Annotated in this window: 17 protein-coding genes; 11 read left to right on the forward strand and 6 right to left on the reverse strand. The window is 68.2% G+C overall.

Going from position 1 to position 20,379, the window contains the following annotated elements:
* Positions 1-5: 5 nt before the first annotated feature.
* The 4 genes from hutG to hutU are packed head-to-tail and all read right to left on the reverse strand — an operon-like array spanning position 6 to position 5,558.
* Positions 6-1,019 carry a formimidoylglutamase gene (gene hutG, locus ACYVB7_RS00110; RefSeq protein WP_460504492.1) on the reverse strand — a complete coding sequence of 338 codons (1,014 nt, stop codon included), beginning with the start codon at positions 1,017-1,019 and terminating at the stop codon, positions 6-8.
* Positions 1,016-2,305 (reverse strand): amidohydrolase family protein, encoded by a 1,290-nt coding sequence (gene hutI, locus ACYVB7_RS00115; protein WP_460504493.1) that lies wholly within the window; start codon positions 2,303-2,305, stop codon positions 1,016-1,018. Before hutI ends, hutG begins: the two co-directional genes overlap by 4 nt.
* Positions 2,305-3,861 carry a histidine ammonia-lyase gene (gene hutH, locus ACYVB7_RS00120; protein ID WP_460504495.1) on the reverse strand — a complete coding sequence of 519 codons (1,557 nt, stop codon included), beginning with the start codon at positions 3,859-3,861 and terminating at the stop codon, positions 2,305-2,307. Before hutH ends, hutI begins: the two co-directional genes overlap by 1 nt.
* The gene (gene hutU, locus ACYVB7_RS00125) at positions 3,858-5,558 is read right to left on the reverse strand and encodes a urocanate hydratase (protein ID WP_460504496.1); all 1,701 of its coding nucleotides are present in this window, start codon (positions 5,556-5,558) and stop codon (positions 3,858-3,860) included. Before hutU ends, hutH begins: the two co-directional genes overlap by 4 nt.
* An 82-nt stretch (positions 5,559-5,640) precedes the next feature.
* On the opposite strand from hutU, the gene hutC reads away from it, so the two are divergent.
* Positions 5,641-6,381 (forward strand): histidine utilization repressor, encoded by a 741-nt coding sequence (hutC, locus tag ACYVB7_RS00130; RefSeq protein ID WP_460504497.1) that lies wholly within the window; start codon positions 5,641-5,643, stop codon positions 6,379-6,381.
* On the opposite strand, the gene ACYVB7_RS00135 is transcribed toward hutC, so the two are convergent.
* Complete coding sequence (locus ACYVB7_RS00135) at positions 6,382-7,338, reverse strand: glutaminase (RefSeq protein WP_460504498.1); 957 nt, start codon at positions 7,336-7,338, stop codon at positions 6,382-6,384.
* A 158-nt stretch (positions 7,339-7,496) separates the two neighbouring features.
* On the opposite strand from ACYVB7_RS00135, the gene ACYVB7_RS00140 reads away from it, so the two are divergent.
* From ACYVB7_RS00140 to ACYVB7_RS00185, 10 genes are all read left to right on the forward strand, one after another.
* On the forward strand, positions 7,497-8,699 hold the full coding sequence (locus tag ACYVB7_RS00140; RefSeq protein WP_460504499.1) for a DUF2157 domain-containing protein: 1,203 nt from the start codon (positions 7,497-7,499) through the stop codon (positions 8,697-8,699).
* Positions 8,696-9,799: an acyltransferase family protein gene (locus ACYVB7_RS00145; RefSeq protein ID WP_460504500.1), complete on the forward strand. Its 1,104-nt coding sequence runs from the start codon at positions 8,696-8,698 to the stop codon at positions 9,797-9,799. The genes ACYVB7_RS00140 and ACYVB7_RS00145 overlap by 4 nt, the downstream gene beginning before the upstream one ends.
* Positions 9,800-9,868: 69 nt before the next feature.
* Entirely contained in the window at positions 9,869-10,315 is a 447-nt protein-coding gene (locus ACYVB7_RS00150; protein ID WP_460504501.1) for a hypothetical protein, read from the forward strand.
* Positions 10,316-10,452: 137 nt separating this feature from the next.
* Positions 10,453-11,031 (forward strand): hypothetical protein, encoded by a 579-nt coding sequence (locus tag ACYVB7_RS00155; protein WP_460504502.1) that lies wholly within the window; start codon positions 10,453-10,455, stop codon positions 11,029-11,031.
* The gene (locus tag ACYVB7_RS00160; protein ID WP_460504503.1) at positions 11,028-11,702 is read left to right on the forward strand and encodes an ABC transporter ATP-binding protein; all 675 of its coding nucleotides are present in this window, start codon (positions 11,028-11,030) and stop codon (positions 11,700-11,702) included. Before ACYVB7_RS00155 ends, ACYVB7_RS00160 begins: the two co-directional genes overlap by 4 nt.
* Entirely contained in the window at positions 11,699-12,937 is a 1,239-nt protein-coding gene (locus ACYVB7_RS00165; RefSeq protein ID WP_460504504.1) for an ABC transporter permease, read from the forward strand. The genes ACYVB7_RS00160 and ACYVB7_RS00165 overlap by 4 nt, the downstream gene beginning before the upstream one ends.
* 22 nt (positions 12,938-12,959) lie before the next feature.
* Positions 12,960-13,808, forward strand: a complete 849-nt coding sequence (locus tag ACYVB7_RS00170; protein WP_460504505.1) for an outer membrane lipoprotein-sorting protein — start codon at positions 12,960-12,962, stop codon at positions 13,806-13,808.
* Positions 13,805-14,911, forward strand: a complete 1,107-nt coding sequence (locus ACYVB7_RS00175; protein ID WP_460504506.1) for a hypothetical protein — start codon at positions 13,805-13,807, stop codon at positions 14,909-14,911. The genes ACYVB7_RS00170 and ACYVB7_RS00175 overlap by 4 nt, the downstream gene beginning before the upstream one ends.
* A gap of 72 nt (positions 14,912-14,983) precedes the next feature.
* Positions 14,984-18,064, forward strand: a complete 3,081-nt coding sequence (locus ACYVB7_RS00180) for an EAL domain-containing protein (protein WP_460504507.1) — start codon at positions 14,984-14,986, stop codon at positions 18,062-18,064.
* A gap of 14 nt (positions 18,065-18,078) precedes the next feature.
* Positions 18,079-18,777: a dienelactone hydrolase family protein gene (locus ACYVB7_RS00185; protein ID WP_460504508.1), complete on the forward strand. Its 699-nt coding sequence runs from the start codon at positions 18,079-18,081 to the stop codon at positions 18,775-18,777.
* A 33-nt stretch (positions 18,778-18,810) separates the two neighbouring features.
* Here ACYVB7_RS00185 and ACYVB7_RS00190 read toward each other — a convergent pair whose 3' ends face one another.
* Entirely contained in the window at positions 18,811-20,355 is a 1,545-nt protein-coding gene (locus ACYVB7_RS00190; RefSeq protein ID WP_460504509.1) for a methyl-accepting chemotaxis protein, read from the reverse strand.
* Between the last annotated feature and the right edge of the window lie 24 nt (positions 20,356-20,379).

A 20,379-nucleotide genomic window follows, 5' to 3' on the forward strand; every position in this document is an offset into this window, starting at 1 on the left:
CCGGGTCAGCCGCGGCGGGTGGCCGCCAGACCGCGGGCCATGCGGGCCATGCGGGCCACGAGCCGGGCGGCCACGCGGGCGGTGAGTTGGTCGCGGTCCAGCGTGGGGTTGAGTTCGGCCACGTCGCACAAGGCCACCTTGCCGTGGCGCACGATGCCGTCGATCAAGGTTTCCACCACCGTCAGCGGCACGCCCAGCGCCGAGGGGGCCGACACGCCCGGGGCCTGGCCGCCGGGCAGCACGTCCAAGCACACGGTGAGGTAGACGGCGTCGGCCTGGTCCAGGTCAGCCTGCAGGGCGTTCAGGGCGGCATGGGCGTCGGCGGGGGTTTGCAGGGCTTCGTCCAGCCAGTGGCGCACGCCCATGCGCTCGGCCCGCTCGAACAGGGCCTGGGTGTTGCCAAAGCGGCTGATGCCCAGCACGCGGTACACAAAGGGGCGTTGGTGGGCGGTGCACCAGTCGTGCACCTGTCGAAACGGCGTGCCGGAGTTGGCCTGGGCGGCTTCGCGCAGGTCAAAGTGGGCGTCGAGGTTGATCACCAGCACCCGTTGCCACTCGGGGTGGGCCTGCACAAGCCCCTGGAAGCTGCCCCAGGCCACCTCGTGCCCGCCGCCCAGCACCACGGGCAGGCTGCCTTGGCGCAACACCTGGGCCACGCGCTGGGCCAGCGCGGTTTGGGCGTGGGCCAAGGGGTCAAACGGTGGGTCAAATGCGGGGTCGTTCAGCGGCTCGGCTTGGGTGGGGGCAAACACATCGCCGCCGTCGTGCAGCGGGGGCTCGCCCAGCACGGGCAGGTTGGCCAGCATGTGGCGAATGGCCTGCGGGCCTTGCGCGGCCCCGGGGCGGCCACCGTTGCGGCGCACGCCTTCGTCCACCGCAAAACCCAGCAGCGTGACGCCGCCCTGGGTTTGGGGCGTGAAGGGCTGCATGTGCTGGTGCCAGCGCGGGGTGGGGCCGCTGTCTTCAGGGTCCACGCGGCCTTGCCAGACGAAGGGGGTGGGTGGGGTGGGGGTGTTCATGCGCGTTCCTCTCCGGCCACCACCACCCGCAGGCAGGGGTTGTGGCCCAGCCAGTAGGCCAGTTCGTGGGGGTGGTTCAGTTGCCAAACGGCCATGTCGGCGCGTTGGCCGGGGGCCAGGCGGCCCCGGTCGGTCAGGCCCAGGGCGCGGGCGGCGTGCACGGTGACGCCTTGCACGGCCTCCAGCGGCGTCAGGCGGAACAGGGTGCAGGCCATGTTGACCATGAGCAGCAGCGACAGCGCGGGCGAGGTGCCGGGGTTGTGGTCGGTGGACACGGCCAGGGGCACGCCCGCGTCGCGCAGCGCCTGGATGGGGGGCAGGTGGGTGTCGCGCAGCGTGTAGTAGGCCCCGGGCAGCAGCACGGCCACGGAGCCCGCGGCGGCCATGGCGGCCACGCCTGCGGGGCTGAGGTGCTCCAGGTGGTCGCACGACAAGGCCCCGAAGCGGGCGGCCAGCGCGGCCCCTTCCTGGTTGCTGAGCTGTTCGGCATGCAGCTTCACGGGCAAGCCCAGGGCCTGCGCCGCTTCGAACACGCGCTGGGTTTGCGCGGGGCTGAAGCCAATGGTTTCGCAAAACGCATCCACCGCGTCCACCAGTCCTTGGGCGTGGAGCTGGGGCAGCCACTCACACACGGCCTGGATGTAGGCGTCGCGTGGATCGGCAGGGTCGGCGGGTTCGCCCGCGTGGGCGGTGGCCGGGGCGCTGTACTCGGGCGGCAGGGCGTGGGCGGCCAGGCAGGTGGTGCGCACGCTCACGCGGTGGTGCTGGGCCAGGGCGCGGGCCACGCGCAGGCAGCGGGCCTCGGCCTCCAGGCTGAGGCCGTAGCCGGATTTGATCTCCACCGTGGTCACGCCCTCGGCCAGCAGGGCTTGCAGGCGGCGGCTGGCCTGGGTCAGCAGCTCGGCCTCGGTGGCTTGGCGGGTGGCCTGCACGGTGGAGCGGATGCCGCCCCCGGCCTGGGCAATGGCCTCGTAGCTCAGGCCACGCAGCCGCATGTCGAACTCGGCGGCGCGGTCGCCGCCGTACACCAGGTGGGTGTGGCAGTCCACCAGGCCGGGGGTGAGCAGGGCTCCGCCCAGGTCCACCTCGTGCTGCACGGGGGGTAGGGCGGGCAGGGCAAGGGGCAGGTCGGCTTCAGGGCCCACCCAAGCGATGGCGTCGCCTTGGGTGAGCACCGCGCCGTGCGGAATCAGGCCCCAGCCGTCGTCCGGGGCCGTGCCAGCCGCGCCCGCGCACAGGGTGGCCACGCGGGCGTTGTGCCACAGGGTGGTGGGCGGGGGGCGCATCAGGTCCACAGGCCTTGCAGCGTGGCGTCCAGGCCTTGGCTGGCGGCACCCTGCATCACCAGCTGTTTGGCGGCTTCGATGTCGGGGGCAAACAGGCGGTCCTGGTCGTAAAACGCCACCTGGCTGCGCAGCTTGGCGTGGGTGGTCTCCAGCACGGCGCTGGTGTGCAGCGGGCGGTGGAAGTCCACGCCTTGCGCGGCGGCCAGCCATTCAATGCCCAAAATGGTGGCGGTGTTGTCGGCCATGTCGGCCAGGCGGCGGCCCGCGTAGGTGGCCATGCTGACGTGGTCTTCCTGGTTGGCGCTGGTGGGCAGGCTGTCCACGCTGGCGGGGTGGGCGTGCGATTTGTTCTCAGACGCCAAAGCGGCGGCGGTCACATGGGCAATCATGAAACCGCTGTTCAGCCCCGGGTTGTTCACCAGGAAGGGCGGCAGACCGGAGATGCTGCTGTCGATCAGCAGGGCAATGCGGCGCTCAGAGATCGCGCCGATCTCGCTGATGGCCAGCGCCAGCGTGTCGGCGGCAAAGGCCACCGGTTCGGCGTGGAAGTTGCCACCCGAGAGCACCTCGCCCGTGTCGGTGAACACCAGCGGGTTGTCGGTGACGGCGTTGGCCTCGGTCAGCAGGGTGCGGGCGGCGTTGGCGATGATGTCGCGGCAAGCGCCCATCACCTGCGGCTGGCAGCGCAGGCTGTAGGGGTCTTGCACACGTTCGTCGTGCTCCAGGTGCGACAGGCGGATGGCGCTGCCCGCCAGCAGGGCGCGGGTGGCGGCGGCCACGGCCATCTGGCCGGGTTGGCCGCGCACGGCGTGGATGCGCGGGTCAAACGGCGCGTCGCTGCCCTTGGCGGCGTCCACACACAGGGCTCCGATCACGGTGCCGGCCTCCAGCAGCCGCTCGGCCATGAACAGGCCGTGCAGCGCCAGCGCGGTGGACACCTGCGTGCCGTTGATGAGGGCCAGCCCTTCCTTGGCCGCCAGGTTGATGGGGGTGATGCCCGCGGCGTGCAGGGCGGCTTTGGCGTCTTGCGTGACGCCGTTCACGCGCACCGGGCCTTCGCCCATGAGGGCCAGCGTCATGTGCGACAGCGGGGCCAGGTCACCCGAAGCCCCCACCGAGCCCTTGACCGGAATGACCGGCATGATGCCCGCGTTGAGCAAGGCCCGCAGCGTGTCCACCACCACCGGGCGCACGCCCGAGTAGCCGCGGGCCAGGCTGGCGGCTTTCATGAGCATGACCAGGCGCACGGTGGCGTCGCTCATGGGTTCGCCCGTGCCCACCGAGTGCGACAGGATGAGGTTGCGCTGCAACTGCTCCAGCTGCGCGTCGGGGATGCGGGTTTTGGCCAGCTTGCCAAATCCGGTGTTGATGCCGTAGGCGGCGTCGCCCTTGGCCACGATGCCGTGGATGGTGGCGGCAGACTCGGCAATGGCGGCCTGGGCCTCGGGCGTGAGTTGCACGGCCACGGGGGCTTGCCACACGCGGCGCAGGTCGGCCAGCGTCATGTGGCCGGGATTCAGGGTGAAGGGGGTGGGGCTCATGGGGGGTGCTTTCATGCAGCAATCATGGGCAGTTTCAGCCCGAAATTCTGGGCCGTGGTCACGGCCAGTTCGTATCCGGCATCGGCATGGCGCATGACGCCGCTGCCGCAGTCGTTCACCAGCACGCGGGCCAGGCGCTCGGCGGCGGCATCGGTGCCGTCGGCCACGATGACCATGCCCGAGTGTTGCGAATAACCCATGCCCACGCCGCCGCCATGGTGCAGGCTGACCCAGGTGGCACCGCCTGCGGTGTTGAGCAGGGCGTTGAGCAGCGGCCAGTCGCTCACGGCGTCGGTGCCGTCGCGCATGCCTTCGGTCTCGCGGTTGGGGCTGGCCACGCTGCCGGTGTCCAGGTGGTCGCGGCCAATGACGATGGGGGCCTTGAGCTCACCGCGTTTCACCATCTCGTTGAAGGCCAGGCCCGCCAGGTGGCGTTCGCCCAGGCCCAGCCAGCAAATGCGGGCGGGCAGGCCCTGAAAGCTGATGCGCTCCCGTGCCATGTCCAGCCAGCGGTGGGTGTGGTGGTTGTGGGGGAACAGCTCTTTGATTTTGGCGTCGGTCTTGTAAATGTCCTCGGGGTCGCCCGAGAGTGCCACCCAGCGGAACGGGCCTTTGCCTTCGCAGAACAGCGGGCGGATGTAGGCGGGCACAAAGCCGGGGAAGTCAAAGGCGTTTTTCACACCCTCGTCAAACGCCACCTGGCGGATGTTGTTGCCGTAGTCCACTGTGGGCACGCCCATGGCGTGGAAGTCCAGCATGGCCTGCACATGCACGGCGCAGCTGTGGGCGGCAGCGGCTTTCAGGGCGGCGTGCTGGCTGGGGTCTTGCTGTGCGGCTTTCCACTGCGCCACGGTCCAGCCCAGGGGCAGGTAGCCGTGGATGAGGTCGTGGGCCGAGGTCTGGTCGGTCACGATGTCCGGACGCACACCACCCGCTTGGGCACGCTTCACCAATTCGGGCAGCACCTCGGCGGCATTGCCCAGCAGGGCGATGGACACGGCTTCCTTCTTGGCGGTGTGCTCTTGGACCAGCTCGATGGCGTGGTCGATGTCCCGCGCCTGCTTGTCCACGTAGCGGGTGCGCAGGCGAAAGTCGATGCTGCTTTGCTGGCACTCGATGTTGAGCGACACGGCCCCGGCCAGCGTGGCGGCCAGAGGCTGGGCACCGCCCATGCCGCCCAGGCCGGCGGTGAGGATCCAACGGCCCGCCAGGCTGTTGCCGTAGTGCTGGCGGCCCGCTTCCACAAAGGTTTCGAACGTGCCTTGCACGATGCCTTGGCTGCCGATGTAGATCCAGCTGCCCGCCGTCATCTGGCCGTACATGAACAGGCCCTTGCGGTCCAGCTCGTTGAAGTGTTCCCAGTTGGCCCACTTGGGCACCAGGTTGCTGTTGGCCAGCAGCACGCGCGGAGCGTTGGCGTGGGTCTTGAACACGCCCACGGGCTTGCCCGACTGGATGAGCAGGGATTCGTCCTCGTTCAGGTCTTTGAGCGAGGCCAGGATCTGGTCAAAACAGGCCCAGTCGCGGGCGGCGCGGCCAATGCCGCCGTACACCACCAAGGCCTGGGGGTTCTCGGCCACTTCGGGGTCGAGGTTGTTCTGGATCATGCGGTAGGCCGCTTCGGTGAGCCAGTTCTTGCAGTGCAGCGTGGTGCCACGGGGCGCGCGGACGGTGCGGGTGGTGTCCAGGCGGGTGTTGGGGGTGAGGGGCATGGGGGTCTCCTGATGTATGTACAAATATAACTTCAAAGTTTGTAAATGTATATACAAATTGGCCCGGGATAATGTGTTTGCCATGAGCAAGCCCACCCGCGCCCACCCGCCACTGCCTGACACCCCGGCCCCGCTGCCGGCCTACCAGCGGGTGAAGAACCATGTGCAGGCGCAGATTCGCGACGGCAGTTGGCCACCGGGCCAGGCCATCCCCACCGAGGAGGCGCTGGCGCGGACGTTTGGCGTGTCGCGCATGACGGTCAACCGGGCCATGCGCGAGCTCAGCGCCGAGGGGCTGGTGGAACGGGTGCAGGGTTCAGGCACTTTTGTTTCAGAACAAAAATACCAGTCCACGCTTTTGGATATTAAGAATATTGCTACTGAAATTGAAGCGCGTGGCCATGTGCACCGCAGCGAGTTGCACCGGCTGGAGCGGGTGCGCGCGGGCGAGGCTCTGGCCGCCCGGTTTGGTGTGCCGCCCGAGGCGTGGCTGTTCCACTCGGTGGTGGTGCATTTCGAGAACGAGCGGCCCCTGCAGGTGGAAGACCGCCACGTCAACCCGGCGGTGGCGCCCGACTACCTCTCGCAGGACTTTGCCACCCAGACGCCCAACGCCTACCTGATGCGGGTGGCCCCGTTGCAGCGGGTGCAGTTCACCATTGAGGCCTGTGCGCCCACGCCCGCCGTGCGCGAGATGCTGGCCATGGCCGATGCCGAACCCTGCCTGGTGTTGCGTCGCCAGACCTGGTCGGCGGAGCAGGTGGCCTCGGTGGCAGTGATGTGGCACCCCGCCAGCCGTTACCAGTTCACCGGGGGGTTTTGATCACAGGCTGCTGTGGCCCCAGCCGGTGAGCTGCACCAGCCGCTCCAGCGCAAAGGCCCCCAGCACCGAGTTGCCCTTGGCGTCCAGCTCGGGCGACCACACCACCACCGACCCCACGCCGGGCACCACGGCCACGATGCCGCCACCCACGCCGGTCTTGGTGGGCAGGCCGATGCGGTAGGCAAAGTCGCCCGAGGCGTCGTAGGCGCCGCAGGTCAGCATCAGGGCGTTGACGCGGCGGGCCTCGTCGGCGGTCAGCAGCTGCTCGTCGGGGCGGCCATCGCGGCCCAGGTCACGCCCGTCGTTGGCCAGGAACAGCGCGGCCTGGGCCAGTTGGGCGCAGGTCATTTCGGTGGCGCACTGGCGGCAGTAGTTGTCCAGCACCAGCTCGGGCGGGTTGTGGAAGTTGCCATGGCTTTTCATGAAGTAGGCCATGGCCATGTTGCGGTGGGCGGTGTCGCGTTCGCTGCGGGCCACGCGCGGGTTCCAGTGCAGGTTGGGCTCGTCGGCCAGGCGGCGCAGGGTGCCCAGCAGGGCATAGTCCAGGTGGGCGTAGCGGCTGGTCAGGATGTCGGTGATGACCAGTGCCCCGGCGTTGATGAAAGGGTTGCGGGGAATGCCGTTTTCGGTTTCCAGCTGCACGATGGAGTTGAACGCCGCCCCCGAGGGCTCGCGCCCCACGCGCAGCCACAGGTCGTTGCCCAGGGCCTTGAGGGCCAGCACAAAGGTGAACAGCTTGGTGATGCTTTGCAGCGAAAACGGCACCTGCGCGTCACCCACGGTGTGGGTCTGCCCGTTGACCAGCGCCACGGCCATGCCGAACTGGCGTGGAGGCACTTCGGCCAGCGCGGGGATGTAGTCGGCCACCCGTCCCAGTCCATACAGGGCCTGTGCTTCGGAGTGGATGCGCTCCAGCACGGTGGGCAGGGCTTCGGGGGTGAATGCGGTGTTGGGCATGGTGGCGGGGATTCTAGGAAGCAAAGTCCCGCCGCTCATGCCTGCGCAGGGGGGGCGTGATGCGGGGCTTGCATGCAGAGGGGGGTGAAGCAGGATAATCGCGGGTTATCCCTCGGGTCCGTGTTCTCCCTGTCCGGTCGTCGACCAGCGAGCTGCCCATGAATCAAGAAGCCCCTGACACTGTCATCACCGCCGAGTCCACCCATTGGCTCGATACCCGGGTGGGCGACGTGTTTGCGCCGCATGTGCGGGTCCAGCTGGCGTGGACCGACATCGAGGCTGCGGTGCGTCGGGGGGCCATCGACCCGGCCCAGGCCCACGCCTTGTGGGCCGACTGGGCCGACCCCGGCAACCCGCGCCGGGTGCACCGCAACCACGCCACCGACGTGGACCGGGGGCCGCTGGACAAGCCGCGCTTTTCCATGGCGCATGTGCTGTATTACTTTGGCGGTCTGCTGGCCATGGGGGCCATGTCGCTGTTCATGACCTGGGGCTGGGCCGCGTTCGGGCCTTGGGGCAGCGCGGTGCTCACGGCGTTGTACCTGTGGGCCGCGCTGCGGGTGGCCACCCACTTGCTGCGCCGCGAACTGAACATTCCCGCCGGGGTGCTGGCCACGCTGGCGGTGACCCTGGTGCCCTTGCTGGTGTGGAGCGTGCAGGTGGGCCTGGGGTGGTGGCCCGACGGGGGGGCGCAGTCGTTCCGGTCGTTCCACACCCAGATCAACTGGCGTTGGGTGATGCTGGAGCTGGCCACGCTGGCCGCGGCGGTGGTCATGCTGCGCAACTACCGCTTGCCGTTCATGGTGATGCCCGTGGCGGTGGTGCTGTGGTACGCCAGCATGGACTGGGCGCACCTGCTGATGCAGAACAACGGCTTTGACTGGAAGCTGGTGCGCGACCTGTCGGCGGTGTTTGGCCTGGGCACGCTGGCCCTGGCCGTGTGGGTGGACTTGCGCACCCGCGTGGCGGCCCACCCTGTGGACCGGCAGGACTTTGCGTTCTGGCTCTACATCTTTGGCACCCTCATGTTCTGGTGTGGTCTGTCCTTGCGTGACAGCGGTTCCGAATGGGGCAAGGCCGGTTACGCCGCCATCAACGTGGCGCTGGTGTTCTGGGGTGTGGCCATCAACCGCCGGGTGTTCACCGTGTTCGGGGGCATCGGGGTGATGGTGTACCTGGGTTATTTGTCCTCGCGGGTGTTTCACGACTCGCTGGGTTTCATGTTTGCGCTCACCCTGCTCGGTCTGGGTTTGGTGGCGGTGGGGGTGTGGTGGCAGCGGCACGAGCGTGAATTGCACGCTGCGCTGTCGCAGTGGTTGCCAGGCGGGCTCCAGCCCCTGGCCAGAGAGAGAGAAGCATGACGGTTTCCGCACGGGGGCGCTTGCCCCTGATCGACGCATTCAAGGCCGTGGCCTCGCAGCTCATCGTGCTGCACCACTTGGCTTTTTACGGGCCCATGACCGATTGGACCCACCGTTTGTGGCCCCGCCTGGTCACCTGGCTGAGCCAGGATGCCCGCATGGCGGTGCAGGTGTTTCTGGTCATCAGCGGTTTTCTGGCCGTGGGTTCGCTGGCCCCGCAAGGCGTGCTGAAGTTGCGCAACCCCTTGGCGGCGTTGGGTAAACGGTATGTGGGCGTGGCCTTGCCCTATGTGGTGGCCCTGGGTGTGGCCATGGCGTGCAGTGCGGTGGCACGGCAGTGGATGGTGCACGACAGCATTCCCGAGTCCGCCACCTTCAGCCAATGGCTGGCGCACGCCCTGCTGCTGCACAGTGTGCTGGACATCGATTCGCTGTCGGCCGGCGTGTGGTACGTGGCCATCGACTTCCAGCTGTTTGTGCTGCTGGTGGCGCTGCTCTGGCTGGGCCGCTGGGTGGGCCGGGGCACGGCCCCCTGGCTGAGCGTGGCGCTGGTCACCGCGCTGGGCGTGGCATCCATGCTGTACTTCAACCTCAGCGCCGACTGGGATGTGTGGGGCCTGTATTTCTTTGGCGCGTTTGCCGCCGGGGCGCTGGCCTACTGGGCCGCCGACCGCAACGCCCCCACCTGGATGGGGGTGTACGCCCTGGTCTGGGTGGCGGTGGCGGTGCTGGCGCTGGAGTTCCAATACCGCGAGCGGCTGGTGTTGGCCCTGGCTGTGGCGGTGGTGCTGTGGCTGGCGCGTCGGCAGGGGTGGTTGTCCACCTGGCCGCGCAGCGCGGTGCTGGGCTACCTGGGCCGCATTTCCTACGGGGTGTTCCTGATGAATTTCCCCGTCAGCCTGTTGGTCAACGCCGCCTTCACCCGCTGGGCCTGGGGTGTGCCCTGGGTGCAGACCGTGGGCGTGGCGCTGGCCTGGCTGGCGTGCGTGGCTGCCGGGGCCCTGTTCCACCACGCGGTGGAAACGCCCATTCGCCGCTGGCAAGGACAAATGGGGTCGTTCTGGTTACGTTTGGCAACGCTTTTCACGCGCAAAGCCTGAGCAAGCACACCATTTGGCGGTGAAATCCGGGCACGGGGCCAAGCAAGGCCCACAGCAAGGAGATTCACCATGTCACGCCTGCCCGAAGTCGGCTTTTCCGCCACCCCTGAGGTTCGCCCCGCCGCGGCCCGCCAGCGCGGCTCGCGCTGGTTGCAACTGGCGGCCTACGGTTTGATGGTGTGCGTGAGCGCCGTCATCCTGCAGCCCGCCCATGCTGGGCAGGTCAATTGGTCGGTGGGGCTGGTGTCGCCTGGGGCTGTGGTCAGCGTGGGCAACCAACCCCCGGTGTACTACGCGCCGCCCGTGGCCTATGCCCCCCCGGTGTACTACGCCCCGCCCGTGGTCTACACGCCGCCTCGTGTGGCGTACAGCCCGCCTCCCCAAGTGGTGTACCGCCCGCCGGTGGTGGTGCGCGACTGGGACGATGACCGCCGCCCGCACTGGCGTCGTCACCACCACCACCACGACGATCGCGGCTGGGACCGCCGTGACCGCGACGGCCGCTACGGCTACTGATTCCGCCCCTTAGGCTTTGCACTCCATCGCCCCTGGCCGCCGTTGGCGCACCAGGGGCGCATTTCGTCGCACAGGGGCTGCACCGCTGAGCCACCCCTCGCAGACTCACGGCACCGATTCACTTTCAAGGTGCTGTGATGAAACCCCTCCCGCTTTCCGTTGTTGCCCGTGCAGCCTGGCTGGCGACAGCGCTGCTGCTGGCACCCGCCGTGCACGCCGCGACCGATGCCCAGTTCCAACCCGCGTTTGAACAGTTCAACCGTGCAGCGGCGGGCGACACCGCCGCCATTGAACCCGCGGCGCAGGCGTTTGCCGACCTGTTGAAGGCCGAGCCCACCCACCCGGTGTTGCTGGCCTATGCAGGGGCGGCCACCAGCATGCGGGCCAACACCACTTGGCTGCCCTGGAAAAAGATGGGCTACGCCGAAGACGGCCTGGCCCAGTTGGACAAGGCGCTGGGCCTGCTGCAACCCGCCCACAACGCGTCGCTGCAGCGCGGCACCCCGGGGGTGCTGGAGGTCAAGTTTGTGGCCGCCAACACCTTCCTGGCGGTGCCCGGCTTCATGAACCGCAAGGACAAGGGCCTGAAGCTGTTGAACGACGTGCTGGCCAGTCCCTTGCTGGCCCAGTCGCCAGTTGAATTCCAGAAGGCCGTGGCCGACGCGGCCAGTCGTGCCGGTCTGGGCGCAGGGCAACGCACCGGGGGCGCCCAATGACCGCGCCGGTGATCGAGCTGCGCGGCGTGCGCAAAACCTACCGCCTGGGTGAACACGTCATTCCCGCCCTGCAAGGGGTGGACCTGGCGGTGCAGCCCGGCGAGTTGCTGGCGCTGACCGGCCCTTCGGGCAGCGGCAAAAGCACCATCCTCAACCTGTGCGGGCTGATCGACTCGCCCGATGCCGGAGACATCGTGCTGGGTGGCCAGTCGGTGGTGGCGCTGGACGAAACCCGGCGCACCCTGTTGCGCCGTGACGCCCTGGGCTTTGTGTTCCAGAGCTTCAACCTGGTGCCGGTGATGACCGTGGCCGAGAACGTGGACTACCCGCTGTTCCTCACCGGCGTGCCCGCCGCCGAGCGGCGCAATCGGGTGGCGGCCCAACTGGCCGCCGTGGGCCTGCAAGACCACGCCCGCCACCGCCCCGACGCCCTGAGCGGCGGCCAACGCCAGCGCGTGGCCATTGCCCGGGCGCTGGTCAAACGCCCCCGGCTGGTGATTGCCGACGAGCCCACCGCCAGCCTCGATTCACACACCGCCGACCAGGTGCTGGACCTGATGCGCGAACGCGGCCACGCCGAAGGTGCGGCCTTTGTCATTGCCACCCACGACAGCCGCCTGACCGCACGCTGCGACCGCGTGGTGGCCCTGCTGGATGGGAGGATCCAATGAACACGACCCTGCAAGGCGGCTGGCTGACCTGGCTGAAATTTGCCGCCCAGAACACCCTGCGCAACCGCCGCCGCTCGGCGGTCACGGCGTCCATTGCAGCGCTGGGCACCGCGGCCATTCTGTTGGCCGGGGGCTTTGCGCTGTACACCTACGAGGCGCTGGCACAGGCCGCCGCCCGCGACACCGGCCACCTGGTGCTGGGCCAGCCCGCCCAGTTCACCGAAGACGAGGACGTGCCCCTGCAACACGGCCTGCAAGGCGTGGACGCCTTGCGCCAGGCCCTGCTGGCCGACCCGCAGGTGCGCCAGGTGCTGCCCAAGGTGACCTACGCCGGCCTCATCAGCAATGGCGACAAGTCCACCGTGATGATGGCCATTGGCGTGGACCCGGACGCCGAGTTCGCGGTGAAGGGCCCCTTCCTCACCATCAAGAGCGGCCATGTGATGAGCGGTGAGCCGGGGGCCGACGAGGTCATGCTGGGCCACGACCTGGCCCGCAGCCTCAAGGCCACGCCCGGCAGCAGCCTCACGCTGCTGGCCGCCACCACCGAAGGGGCCATGAACGCCGTGGACGTGCGGGTGGTCGGCACCTTCAGCACCGGCGTGCCCGAAATGGACAAACGCATGGTCTACACCAGCGTGTCCACCGCCCAGCGCCTGCTGGTGACCGACAAGGTGTCCAGCCTGGGGGTGTTTCTGGACCGCATGGCGTCCACCCCAGGGGCGCAGGCCCGCCTGGCGGCCCAGCACCCGGCCCTGACGGTGCAGACCTGGGAAGACCAGGCCTTTTTCTACCGTGCGGTGCGCAACCTCTACAACCGCATCTTCGGGGCGCTGGGGCTCATCATCGGCGTCATCGTGGTGTTTGTGGTGACCAATGCCATGGCCATGGCCATCATCGAACGCACCCGCGAAATCGGCACCCTGCGCGCCCTGGGCACCTTGCCCGGCCAGTTGCTGCGCAGCCTGGGGCTGGAGGGCATGCTGCTGGGCGGTGTGGGCACGGTGGCCGGGGCGCTGCTGGCGCTGGGCCTGTCGCTGCTGCTGTACGTGGTGCCGGTGGACATGCCGCCGCCGCCCGGGCGTTCGGAAAGTTACCCGCTGCTGGTCTCCATCGACCCCACGCTGTACGCCCTGACCATGGTGGCCATGGTGCTGCTGACCCTGGTGGCTTCGGTGGTGGTGGCCCGCAAGACGGTGCACCTGCCGGTGGTCGATGCCCTGGCCCACACCTGACGCCTCACCCCGGAGCATGTTCATGACAACCCACCGTTTCTTGCGTTTGGCTTCCGGGCTGGCCCTGCTGGGCTGGGCCGCTACCTCCACCGTCCACGCCCAGGCGCTGGTTCAACCTCCATCGGCCCCCGACGTGGCCACCCTGCTCAAGGACGCCGACCGCACCCGCATGACCGCCGACAACCTGCAGGTGGACACCCGGGTGCAGACCTTCAAGGCCGATGGCTCGCCCGACAAGGAGCGCCGCTACACGGTGTTTGCCCAATCGGACCGGCGCTCGCTGGTGCTGATGCAAAGCCCCGCCGAAAAAGGCCAGAAGGTGCTGATGCTGGGCGATGACTTCTGGCTGCTCATGCCCAGCAGCCAGCGGCCCCTGCGCATCACGCCCATGCAAAAGCTGCTGGGTGACGCCTCCACCGGCGACATTGCCACCCTGAGCTGGAGCAGCGACTACGTCGGCACCCTGGTGGGGGAGGGTGCCTGCCTGTCTGTTGGAGACCAAAAATCACAAGAAAAAAGTGCCTCTGGCGCTTTGTCTGAAAGCGCAAGGTGCTATCAAATCAGCATGACTGCGGTGCGCAAGGGCGTGACCTACCAGCGCATCGAACTGTGGGTGGGCAAAACCCACCACGAGCCGGTGCGGGCCGATTTGTACGTGCAGTCCGACAAGCTGGCCAAGCAAGCCCGCTTTGTGCTGGACAAGCCCGGCAGCCGCGACGCGCAGGTGACCGACATGCTGCTGACCGACCAGCTGGGCAACGGCAAGCAAACCCGGGTGAGCTACCTGACTCGGCAGGCACGCACCGTGCCTGCCGAGTGGCTCAACCCCATGTTTCTGGCCCACAACCCGGCGCTGGAGGCCCAGCCATGAGCACCGCTGGCTGCCCCTTCGGCGTGCCGGGGCCGGGGCTCACCCGTCCGGGCCGCGGTGGCGGCCTGTGGCGGGTGCTGTGGGCCGCGCTGGGGTTGGGCGTTGGGGCAGCGCCCTGGGGGGCGTTTGCCCAGGGGGTGGAGGCATCGGGCCAGGTTCAGGCGCAGTGGCAGCGGCGGGTCGGCACCACGCTGCAGGCCGAACTCAAGGCCAGTGCCCACACCGGCCCGCTGGGCTGGCATGGCACGCTGACCTTGCAGCAGCAACAGCCCACGGGCCAGCCTTCCCAGACCCATGCCTGGGTCAATGAAGCCGTGGTGTCCGCTGCTGCCGGGGGCCTGCAATGGAGTGCGGGCAAAAAGGTGGTGAGCTGGGACGTGGGGTATGCCTTTCGCCCCAACGACGTGGTGCAGCAGGAGGTGCGGCGCACCCTGGCCCCGGCCACGCTGGTGGGGCGCCCGCTGGTCATGGCCGAGCACTTTGACGCCAGCACGGCCTGGAGCGCGGTGTGGGTCAACCCCACCAAGCCCCGCACCGCCACCGGGGCCGACGAACCCGCCCTGGCCCTGCGCGTCTACCACCGTGCGGGCGAGGTGGACTGGCACGGCTTTGCCCGTGTGGGCGTGCGAACCGGGGGCAGCGTGGGGGCGGCGGCCTCGTGGGTGGCCGATGACGCGCTGGAGCTGCATGCCTCGCTGCGCCACGTTCAGCACCACGACGTGAATGGCGTGGTGGGTTCCCCATCCACGCTGGGTGGCCGCGGTGCCCAGGCCCTGGTGGGCGGCACCTGGACGGGGCCGGAGCAGGTCAGCCTGCTGGTCGAAGCCTGGCACGACGGCTTGCTGACCCAGTCCCCGTTCAGTGCGCCCCGGCGCAACCTGTACGCCCGCCTGAGCGGCACTTCCGGGGCCTGGCAGCCCGCGCTGGACGTGCTGTACCACCCTGCCGATGGGGGGCGGGTGTGGACGGCCAGCCTGGTGTGGCAGGGCGACCGGGTCAAGTGGGAGGGTGGTGCCCGGCTGAATGCAGGCCCCACCCGCGCGTGGGTGCGACACGCGCCCCTGCGCCAGCAGGTGTACCTGATGGGAACATGGTCGTTCTGATGCGCTGGCTTGCCTTTTGGCGCGGGCAGTGGATACTGCGCCCAAAACCTCAGGGAGCGCTTCAGGGTGAGCATGCGTTTGCGGCAACGTTTCATCTGGCTGAGCACGGTCGGCTACCTGGTCTTGGCTCTGGGTTGGATCTTCCTGTCCGATCGGTTGCTGGGCTCGTTCGTGGACCTGGAGTCCGTCATCTGGCTGTCCACCGTCAAGGGCGTGTTTTTTGTGGTGACCACGGCAGGGGTGTTTTTCCTGCTGATGCGGGCTGTGCCCGACAGCCGTGGGTCTGCCGAATCGGGGGGCTCGGCGCGTTGGGTGGCGGTGCAGTCCACCGCCGTGCTGTCGCGTCGGCGCCCGCATGGGCTGGTGTGGGTGTTTGCCCTGTGCATTTCGGTGCTGATGCTGGCGGTGCGTCAGGGCATGGCCCAGGGGGCGCCCGATCGGCCCATGCTGATGCTGTTCATGTTCCCGATCATCCTGAGTGCGCTCATCGGCGGCCTGGGGCCGGGCTTGTTGTCCACCGCGGTGATGGCCGTGGGGGCTGACTGGTTGGCCATCAAACCGCTGGGCAGCCTGCGCATCGACTCCAGCCACGACCTGATCCAGTGGGCGTTCTTGTGCATCAACGGCGTGGTGGTGAGCTTCCTCAGCGAACTGGTGCGTCGCACCCTGGACAGGGCCCGCACCAGCGCCCATTTGCTGGATGTGGTGGCCCAGGGCACGTCCGACGCGGTGTTTGTCAAAGACCTGGCGGGCCGTTACATCCTGGTCAACCAGGCCGCAGCCGGTTTTGTCGGTAAACCGCCGGCCGACATCCTGGGCAAGGACGACAGTGCACTGTTCTCTCCCGAGTCGGCCGAGGTGCTTCGCCACAAGGATGCCGAGGTGCTGGCCCGTGGCGTCATTGGCACCCATACCGAGCGGCTGGAGGCCCGCGATGGCCGTCGCATGGTGTTCTGGGTCACCAAAGGCCCGGTGCGTGACGGCGACGGCGAGGTGGTGGGCCTGTTCGGCATTTCCCGCGACGTGACCGAGCGGGAAGACATGCTGGCCCAGTTGCAAGAGCGCGAGCAACGGCTGGCCCGGGTGCTGGAAGGCTCCAACCAGGGTTACTGGGACTGGAACATGGTCAGCGGCCACATCGAGCTGAGCCCCCGCTTTGAAACCATGCTGGGCTATGCCCCTGGTGCGCTGCAATTGACCACGCACACCTGGTCGCAGGTGATCCACCCGGACGACGTGCCCGATGTGACCGAGGCCATTCGTCGCCACAGCAGTGGCGAGGTGCCCGAACTGGACGTGGAAATGCGGGTGCGCACCGCCACCGGGGACTGGTGCTGGGTCCATTCCCGCGGGCGCATCGTGGCGCGGGATGCCGAGGGCGTGCCCCAGATGATGTCGGGCACCCACACCGACATCACCGAGCAAAAGCGCTACCGGTTGGCCTCGTCCGAGTCGGCCACCGTGCTCGACAGCCTGTACGAAGGCGTGATGGTGGTGGGGCTGGACCGCAAGGTGCTGCGGGTGAATCCGGCGTTCCAGCGCATCACGGGTTACGAGGCGGCCGAGGTGGTGGGCCAATCGCCGCGCATGTTGTCATCGGGGCGGCATGGCACGGCGTTCTACCAGGCGCTGTGGGACTCGCTGGACCAGCGGGGCCATTGGCACGGCGAAATCTGGAACCGACGCAAGAACGGCGAGATTTACCCCGAGCTGCTGTCCATCTCGGCCATCCGCGACGAGCGGGGGCGGGTGCAGCATTTCGTGGGGGTGTTTTCGGACATCAGCCGCCTCAAGGCCCATGAGGTGGAGCTGTACAACATTGCCCATTTCGATGCCCTCACCGGCATGCCCAACCGGCTGCTGCTGGGGGACCGCCTGGCACAGGCCTTGGCCCGTGCGCAACGCCAGGCCAACCTGCTGGCCGTGTGTTACCTGGACCTGGACGGGTTCAAGGGCATCAACGACGTGCACGGCCACGCGGTGGGTGACCGCTTGCTGGTGCAGGTGGCCGAGCGGCTCAAGCAGGCGCTGCGCGCCGATGACACCCTGGCCCGACTGGGGGGAGACGAGTTCGTGCTGCTGATGTCCGACCTGTCCACCCAGGCCGAGGGCCTGGCGGCGGCGGAGCAGGTGCTGAAAACCATTGCCGAGCCTGTGGCGCTGGAGGGCCTGGTGCTCAACGTGTCGGCCAGCCTGGGCCTGACCCTGTACCCCCAGGATGCGTCCGACGCCGACACCCTGCTGCGCCATGCCGATCAGGCCATGTACCTGGCCAAGGACGCGGGCAAGAACCGCTGTGTGCTGTTCGATCCGGTGCACGACCGCGAGGTGCAGGCCCACCGCGAGCGCTTGGCGCGGCTGCGCCAGGCCCATCAGAACAACGAATTGGTGCTGTACTTCCAGCCCAAGGTGGATTTGAACAATGGCGACGTGATCGGCATGGAAGCGCTGATCCGCTGGCAGCACCCCGAGCGCGGCCTGTTGTCGCCGGGCGAGTTCATGCCGCTGCTGGAAGGCACCGAACTGGAGTTCCTGGTGGGCGATTGGGTCATCCGCACCGCGCTGGCCCAGATGGCGCAGTGGCACGGTGCGGGCCTGCCGCTGGCCGTCAGCGTGAACATCGGCGCGGCCCACTTGTTGCACCCGGACTTTGTGGACAACCTGCACTGGATGCTCCAGAGCCAACTCGACGCTCCCGCGGTGGCGCTGGAGCTGGAAATCCTGGAAACCGTGGGACTGGCCGATGTGGACCGTGCCGTGGAGGTGCTGACCCGCTGCCGGGCGCTGGGGGTGGCCTGTTCGCTGGACGACTTTGGCACCGGCTACTCGTCACTGGCCTACTTCCGGCGCTTGCCGGTGCACATGGTCAAGATCGACCAGAGTTTTGTGCGTGACATGCTGTTCGACGAAAACGACTTTGGCATTGTGGACAGCGTGGTCCGGCTGTCCAAGGCCTTCAACCGGCAGGTGATTGCCGAAGGCGTGGAAACCATGGACCATGGCGCTCGCCTCATGGCCCTGGGCTGCCACCTGGCCCAGGGGTATGGCATTGCCCGGCCCATGCCCGGTGCCCGCGTGGCCGAGTGGATGGCCCAATGGCACCACAACCAGCCGTGGCGCAGTTTGCCCCACCCCCACCCCGAACCCCAGTGACACAGGAGACTTTGATGGGAAGCACCGTGAACTTTCAACGCCCCGACGGCCAGAGTGTGTCGGGTTACCTGGCCCAGCCCGCCGGGGCCACCGACGCCACCCCGGGCGTGGTGGTCATCCAGGAATGGTGGGGGCTGAACGACCAGATCCGGCGCGTGGCCGATCGCCTGGCCGCGGCTGGCTACCGTGCCTTGGTGCCCGACCTGTACCGGGGTCAGTCCACCGTGGAGGCCGAAGAAGCCCACCACCTCATGACCGGGCTGAACTTCGGTGAAGCCGCCGCCCAGGACATCCGCGGGGCGGTGCAGTTCCTCAAGACCGGTGGAGCCCGCGTGGGGGTGAGCGGCTACTGCATGGGCGGTGCACTCACCCTGCTGGCCGCCTGCAACGTGCCCGAGTTGGACGCCGGGGTGGTGTGGTACGGCTGCCCGCCGCTGGAGTACATCGACGCGTCCCGCATCCAGGCCCCGCTGATGGGCCACTTTGCCACGCAGGATGCGTTCTTCCCCATCGAGCAGGTCGATGGCCTGGAGGCCAAGCTGGGGGAGGCCGGTGTGTCGTTCCAGTGCCACCGCTACCTGGCCCACCACGCCTTTGCCAACGACACCGCCCAGGGACCCACCCGCCTGCACCCGGGCACGCAATACGACGCCGCCTGGGCCCAGATGGCCTGGGACCGCACCCTGCGCTTCTTCGGCCAGCACCTGGGCTGAACGGGATGAACGGGGCACACGGCCCCAGGTGTTTCAGCCGCCGCGCAACTGAAACACCGACACCGCGGTCACCAGCTCCTGGGCCTGAGCCTTGAGCCGTTCGGTGGCGGCGGCCATTTCCTCCACCAGGGCGGCGTTCATCTGCGTGGCCTGGTCGATCTGGGTGATGGCCTTGCCCACTTGGTCCATGCCGGTGCTTTGCTGGTTGCTGGCACCGTCGATGTCGTTGACCAGCTGGGTGACCTTGTGGATGGCTTCCACCACTTCGCCCATGGTGTGCCCTGCCGCGTCCACCTGCTGGCTGCCCGATTCCACCCGGGCCAGGCTGTCGTGAATCAGCGCTTTGATCTCCTGCGCCGCCGAGGCTGAGCGGCTGGCCAGGTTGCGGACTTCGGTGGCCACCACGGCAAACCCCCGGCCCGCGTCCCCGGCGCGTGCGGCCTCCACCGCGGCATTGAGGGCCAGGATGTTGGTCTGGAAGGCAATGCCGTCGATCACGCCAATGATGTCGCCGATCTTGCGGGAGCTGGCGGTGATGCCCTGCATGGTGCTGACCACCTCGGCCACCACCTCGCCGCCGCGGATGGCCACTTCGGAGGCGTGGGCCGCCATGCGGCTGGCCTGGTCGGCATGGTGGGCGTTGTGGTGCACAGCGGCCCCCAGCTGCTCCATGGAGGCGGCCTGCTGCTGCAGGGCGCTGGCCTGTTCCTCGGTGCGCTGGCTCAGGTCGAGGTTGCCCCCGGCAATCTCCTGGGCGGCCTCGGCCAGTTGGTCGGCCTGCTGGCGCACCTGGGCCACCACGTGGGCCAGGGCGTCTTGCATCTCGCGCAAGGCGTGGCGCAGCTGGGCCACCTCGTCCGACCCGGGGGCATCCACGTTGGCGGTGAGGTCTCCCTGGGCCACCTGGTGGGCAAACTGGACGGCGTCGCGCAGGGGCTCGACCGTGCTGCGGCTGATCCACAAGGCCACGCCCAAGCCCACGGCGCCGGCCACCAGCAACGTGACCACCAAGGTGGCCGTGAACGCCCGGGTGCTGTGCTGATGCGCCTGCACGGTGTGTTGGGACACGTCGAGCTGGACCTGGATGAGCTTGCCCAGCACGTCCTGCATGGGGTCGAAGGCCGGGTACATCTGGCGGGCGGCAAAGGCCGCCAGCACAGCCTTGTCGGCTTGGGTGACGAGCCGGGCCAGTTCATCCACCGCGGCGTTGGCCGGGACCATCAGTGCGTTCATTTGCGACACCAGCAGCTTTTCCTCTTCGACCAGGAAGGTGGCGGTGTAGGCCTTCCACTCGCGCTGGATGATGTCCTTGGCCTCGGCAATCGACCGGGCGGCCTGTTCGGCGCTCAGGGCCCCATCCCGTGCCTTGTGGGCGGTGTCCACGATTTGCACCGCGTAGGCGTCGGACACCGCTTTCAGTTGTTTCAGGGGAATCAGCCGGTCAGCGTAGAGCGACGACATGTCGTCGTCACCGTCTTGCAGCAAATAGACGCTGGTGAGCCCGCTCAAGGCAAAAAACGTCAGGAGCAGGGTGCTGAGCAACACCAGTTTGGTTTTGATGGTCCACCCGGACAGCATGGTGAGTTCTCCCCAAAAAGAATG

Source organism: Hydrogenophaga soli (assembly GCF_054777695.1).